This window comes from Gluconobacter aidae (assembly GCF_009547075.1).
Classification (GTDB): Bacteria; Pseudomonadota; Alphaproteobacteria; order Acetobacterales; family Acetobacteraceae; genus Gluconobacter; species Gluconobacter aidae.
The window spans coordinates 1-4,957 of record NZ_WIPH01000070.1 but is presented as its reverse complement, the minus strand read 5'-3'; the positions used below and the strand labels follow the sequence as shown (position 1 = coordinate 4,957).

The following is a 4,957-nucleotide window of genomic DNA, read 5'->3' as shown; positions in this document are numbered from 1 at the left end:
CCCTCCACGTCTATAAAAATAAATAACAGATCATTTTAAAATAAAAATTTATGAAGGAAATAAACGAATGAGCGTATATAGTATCCATAGTTAGTAATTCTATTTTTGTGAAGCGAGTGTTTCTTATGCGCATATCACGTTCTACCAGCCCTCGGATCGGAAGGCGTGGGTTGCTTTTGGGTATGTCGTCTCTCAGTGCCCTCTTTTGTGTTCAAACATCTCGCGCTGCGCCATCGCGTGGTGGAATGGTGCATCAAAAGTTCATGTCGGTCTCATCTCTTTTGGTGCCGCACAAGCTCAATGAAACGATTGGAATTAGAACGGCGGATGCAATGATCGCGACTGTTCCTGATTTTCCTGAACATTTAGAGCAGCTAGCATCGTTCATTGAGGCTAAAAAGCCCGCCGATGTTGAAGAGCTTATGGAAGCTCTACCAGATGTTTCTTTGAAAAATGCCGCTCAAAGCATCATTGAATCTTGGTATACTGGTGCAGTTCAGGGGGCATCCACTATTTCCGTCATTTCTTATGAAGAGGCTTTGATGTTCAAAGTCACGTCTGATGTAATGACGATACCCTCTTATGCTATTTCTGGGCCTAATGGCTGGACGGCGGACGCTCCGCCTCTTTCTCAACTTCCGATTTTTTGAAGCTGATATAGGAGCGCGCTGAAATGGTAAATGAGACAAAATATGACGTCGTTGTCGTCGGAACCGGCGTTGTTGGGTGTTTGATCGCTGAACAAGCTCTGGATGCTGGTTTGTCAGTGCTCATGTTGGAGGCTGGGCCCAGGGTTGATCGACAGACCATCGTAGAAAATTTTCGCAACCTTCCTCCGTCGTTGCGACATCATTGGGATGCGCCATTTCCTCCCCCACCATGGGCACCAGTTCTCGAAACACGCACGCCTGGCGAAGAAAATACTTATCTGGATCTGACAGGGCCTAATGCCACGGCTTACCAGCAAGGTTATGTTCGGTATGCTGGCGGAGCGACGTGGCACTGGGCTGGCATTTGTTGGCGAATGACCCCTGAAGATTTGAAATTAAAAAGCCTCTATGGGGTTGGGCGCGATTGGGCTTTTGATTATGAGACTTTAGAGCCGTATTATGCTCGTGCAGAATATGCTCTGGGCGTTTGCGGTCCAACGGATGCCGCATTGCAATGGCCTCCCAAAACGCCTCGTTCCCGGCCTTATCCCATGGGTCCGTTACCTTTGGGGCCAGGAGAGCAGCGCTTCACCGATGTTATGGCACCACTCGGCCTGCAAAATTTGCCTGCACCGCAGGCGCGCAATAGTGGTGTTAGTTATGATGGACGTCCTGCGTGCTGTGGCAATAATAACTGTTTTCCGGTCTGCCCTATTGCTGCAAAATATGACGCAGCCACGGCACTGCCACGCATTGAGGCCAAAGGCGGAAAGCTTTTAACCAATGCTGTTGCCTATCGCATTGAAGCGGATGACCGTCATAAAATACAGGCTGTCCATTATTATGACCCTCATCGAACATCACATCGCGTAACAGGGCGTGCTTTCGTCATTGCCTGTAATGGCATTGAGACCCCCAAACTTCTGCTCTTGTCCAAAGATGATCGCCATCCAAATGGAATTGCCAACAGTTCCGATCAGGTAGGGCGTAACATGATGGATCAGCCGAAGTTGAAAGCGACTGTTGAAATGAGCGAGCCGCTTTGGACTGGGGTGGGACCCGTACAGGGCAGTAGCATTCTGAACACCAGTCAGGGCGACTTTCGTAGTGAATACGCTGGAGCCATGTTCCGTATGGAAAATATGGCCCGAGGCTCGATTGGTGCAGCAGAAGCGTTAAAAAAAGGTCTGTACGGACGTGCCCTCGATCAGGAAATTCGTCGCCTGTCTGCTTGTACCGGGCTGCTGGTTGTGGAGCATGAGCCTCTTCCGTCGTCTATTAATCGTCTGACGCTGTCGGATAAAAAAGACTGGTTGGGGCTCAATCGCCCGCGAATTTATTATGATGTTGGTGATTATGTGCGGCGTAGTGCGGAACAATATACTATTCCGACACTTAAAAAGATGGCAACGGCTTTAGGGGCAACAAAGTTCGACCTGAATCCTGAGTTCTTGCATAGCGATCACATCATGGGAGGCTGTATTATGGGAAAAGACCCATCAGACTCAGTTGTCGATGTTGATTGCCGTTCTCACGATCATGAGAATCTCTTTCTTCCAGGCGGAGCAGCAATGACAACCGGCGGAAGTGGAAATAGCACGATTACAATGGCAGCACTTGCTTTGAAGGCCGCCGATGCAATCGCAGCACAATTCAAGACGGCTTGATCTCATGATACAGCGATCCTTTTTCTACACAGTTACAGTCTGCTCTCTTGCTGCCATTGCTCTTTCTGCGACACATCCAGCAAAGGCTGATCCACTTGGAAATCCGCAGCGTGGTCAGTATCTGGCGATTGCTTCAGACTGCGTAGCTTGTCATACAGCGCCTCATGGACAGCCTTTCGCGGGTGGGTTGGCCATGCATACTCCTTTGGGCGTTATGTATTCGACAAACATCACTCCGTCTTTGTCAGCAGGAATTGGTCATTATTCTTTAGAAGATTTTGACAAAGCTGTTCGGCGTGGCGTCAGAAAAGATGGTGCCAACCTGTACCCCGCAATGCCGTACACAGCTTATTCCTATCTGACGGATCAGGACATTGCTGATTTATATGCGTACTTCCAGAAGGAGGTTGCTCCGGTAGATAAAAAAGGACCGGTTACAGCGCTGCCATTCCCGATGAATATCCGGTTCTCCATGTCTTTTTGGAACATGTTGTTCCTGAATGGAAAACCCTATCAGGCTGATGCGACAAAGTCGGCAGAGTGGAACAGGGGAGCTTACCTGGTACAGGGGGCGACGCATTGTGGAACCTGCCATACACATCGCGGGTTCCTGATGCAGGAAGATCTGGCGCATCCGCTGTCGGGAGCCAGTCTTGGAACATGGTACGCACCAAACATTACTCCTGACACAGTCAGTGGTATTGGGAGTTGGAGTGATCACGATCTTACGGAATATCTCCGCACGGGACGCCTGCATGGCAAAGCTCAGGCCGGAGGCGGGATGGGTGAGGCTGTTGAACACAGCTTCTCCCGCATGTCTTCCGGCGATCTCAATGCCATTAGCGTTTATTTACGCAGTTTAAAGCCGGTCAGTGATCCGAATGATCATACGTCATCCAGATTTCAGCAGGGTCATGACGTAAGTCCGGCAGTTGAATTACGGGGGACAACCCCGATTATGGATCACAATGACAACACCGCCAGTGGAGCAGCTCTCTTTATGGGGAACTGCGCCTCGTGTCATGGGGCCAGTGCTCAGGGTAGTAAAGACAGTTATTATCCATCCCTTTGGCATAATTCAGTCACAGGCGCGTCGCGTGGCGACAACCTTATATCGACCATTCTATATGGTGTTTCTCGATCAGTGGAGGGGCGGCAAGCCTTCATGCCAGGTTTCGGTGGGAAATCGGGAGATGCTGTACAGCTTGATGATGATCAGATCGCGAGGTTGAGCAATTTTGTTTTCAAAACATATGGTCGACCAGACGTTCAGGTCACACCACAGGATGTCGCGCTTATCAGAAGGGGTGGGCCTGCCTCTCCATTATTGCTGTTGTCCCGAGTTGGCATGGCGGCGGGAGCAATACTGGTCCTGGTACTGTGTGCCGTAGTGTTCGTCATAAGACGCCATAAAACGAGAAATGTTGTTTAAAGTAGAAAGGATATGAGTATGTTTGAAAAAATTCGTACGTACACAAAAGTTATGCTGATTATGTCTTTTGCGGGAGCTGTGTCTATGTCTTCATTATCATCTGCCCATGCTCAGGAGGTATCCATTCCGGAACTTCCAAAGCAGGTTGATCCAGACTTGAAAAAGAACATAGTCGGGGTTTGGGAGCTGGTTTCTTATAAGGTTCAGGATAAAGAAACCGGGAAGTTGATTGACGCTATGGGCGCCCATCCGCGTGGTCGCGTCATCTTCACCCCTGACGGTTGGGTTGCGTTTAATCTTGAAGGGAGTGATCGTCAGCCTGCAAAAAATGATGCAGACCGAGCGCATCTCATGAAGACACTCGTTGCCTATATTGGCCGTTATCGTGTGGAAGGTAACCAGTGGGTTACAAGTGTACAGACAGCATGGGCGCCAGAATGGGTTGGAACAGAGCAGCGTCGTAATATCGTCGTAAAAGGGAATGAAGCTGATGTTCTGACGCCTTGGCGGATTATGCCTAATTGGGATAACGGAAAAATGTCCCGGAGCATTATCCGTTTTAAACGGGCCGACTAATTCTAAAAAACAGGTGGAGAGATCGAAGAACCGTTGATTGATGTGCTTGGCTCGCGATTTAAGGCTTTTGGCGATTTGATTGACGGTGCTTTGGGTCGCTTTTGATCTGCGTTTTGAGCAGATCGGGGACTGCCGTCCGGCTGGATGACTACGCGCTCGCGTTCAATCTTTCGAGGAAGAGGAAGCGGCGCATATTATAGACGGTATTGGCCAGGCCGATCCTCATGGTGGCCCGGGTGATACCGACAGTTCGGACGAACAGACCCATTTGCGATTTCTGATCGGCAAAGACATGCTCGACACGCGATCGGATCACCGACTTTCCAGCATTCGATTTCTGGATATGCCGGGGCATAGGTTTGAGATGCGGCTTTTTCCTGTGAACCTTTGAGACAAAACCCTGCTTTTCCATGAAGTCTTCGTTGGCTTTGGAGCGGTACGCCGTGTCGGCCCAAACGCTTGAGGCCGTATTGGTTTTATCCAGCAGCCCTTCTCTCAATCGCGCACCATCACTGGCGGCGACATTAGAGCGTTTTCTGCCCTGAATGAATCGTTGTGGATTCCCAAAGTGGCTGTGATCTGATTCAAGATGACAGCCGGGATGGAGGCCGGCTGTGGATGTCATCACGCAC

Annotated in this window: 5 protein-coding genes; 4 read left to right on the top strand and 1 reads right to left on the bottom strand. The window is 49.8% G+C overall.

Annotation, left to right across the window (positions count from 1 at the left end):
* Positions 1-125 precede the first annotated feature (125 nt).
* The 4 genes from GFJ39_RS13560 to GFJ39_RS13545 are packed head-to-tail and all read left to right on the top strand — an operon-like array spanning position 126 to position 4,325.
* Entirely contained in the window at positions 126-650 is a 525-nt protein-coding gene (locus GFJ39_RS13560) for a sugar dehydrogenase complex small subunit (protein ID WP_153431950.1), read from the top strand.
* A gap of 23 nt (positions 651-673) precedes the next feature.
* On the top strand, positions 674-2,317 hold the full coding sequence (locus GFJ39_RS13555; protein WP_153431949.1) for a GMC family oxidoreductase: 1,644 nt from the start codon (positions 674-676) through the stop codon (positions 2,315-2,317).
* A 4-nt stretch (positions 2,318-2,321) separates the two neighbouring features.
* Positions 2,322-3,749, top strand: coding sequence for a cytochrome c (locus GFJ39_RS13550; protein WP_153431947.1), 1,428 nt, complete (start codon positions 2,322-2,324; stop codon positions 3,747-3,749).
* 18 nt (positions 3,750-3,767) lie between these two features.
* Positions 3,768-4,325, top strand: coding sequence for a lipocalin-like domain-containing protein (locus GFJ39_RS13545; protein WP_228391974.1), 558 nt, complete (start codon positions 3,768-3,770; stop codon positions 4,323-4,325).
* A gap of 148 nt (positions 4,326-4,473) precedes the next feature.
* On the opposite strand, the gene GFJ39_RS13540 is transcribed toward GFJ39_RS13545, so the two are convergent.
* The coding region (locus GFJ39_RS13540) for a transposase (protein WP_228391973.1) at positions 4,474-4,957 on the bottom strand (484 nt) is incomplete at its 5' end.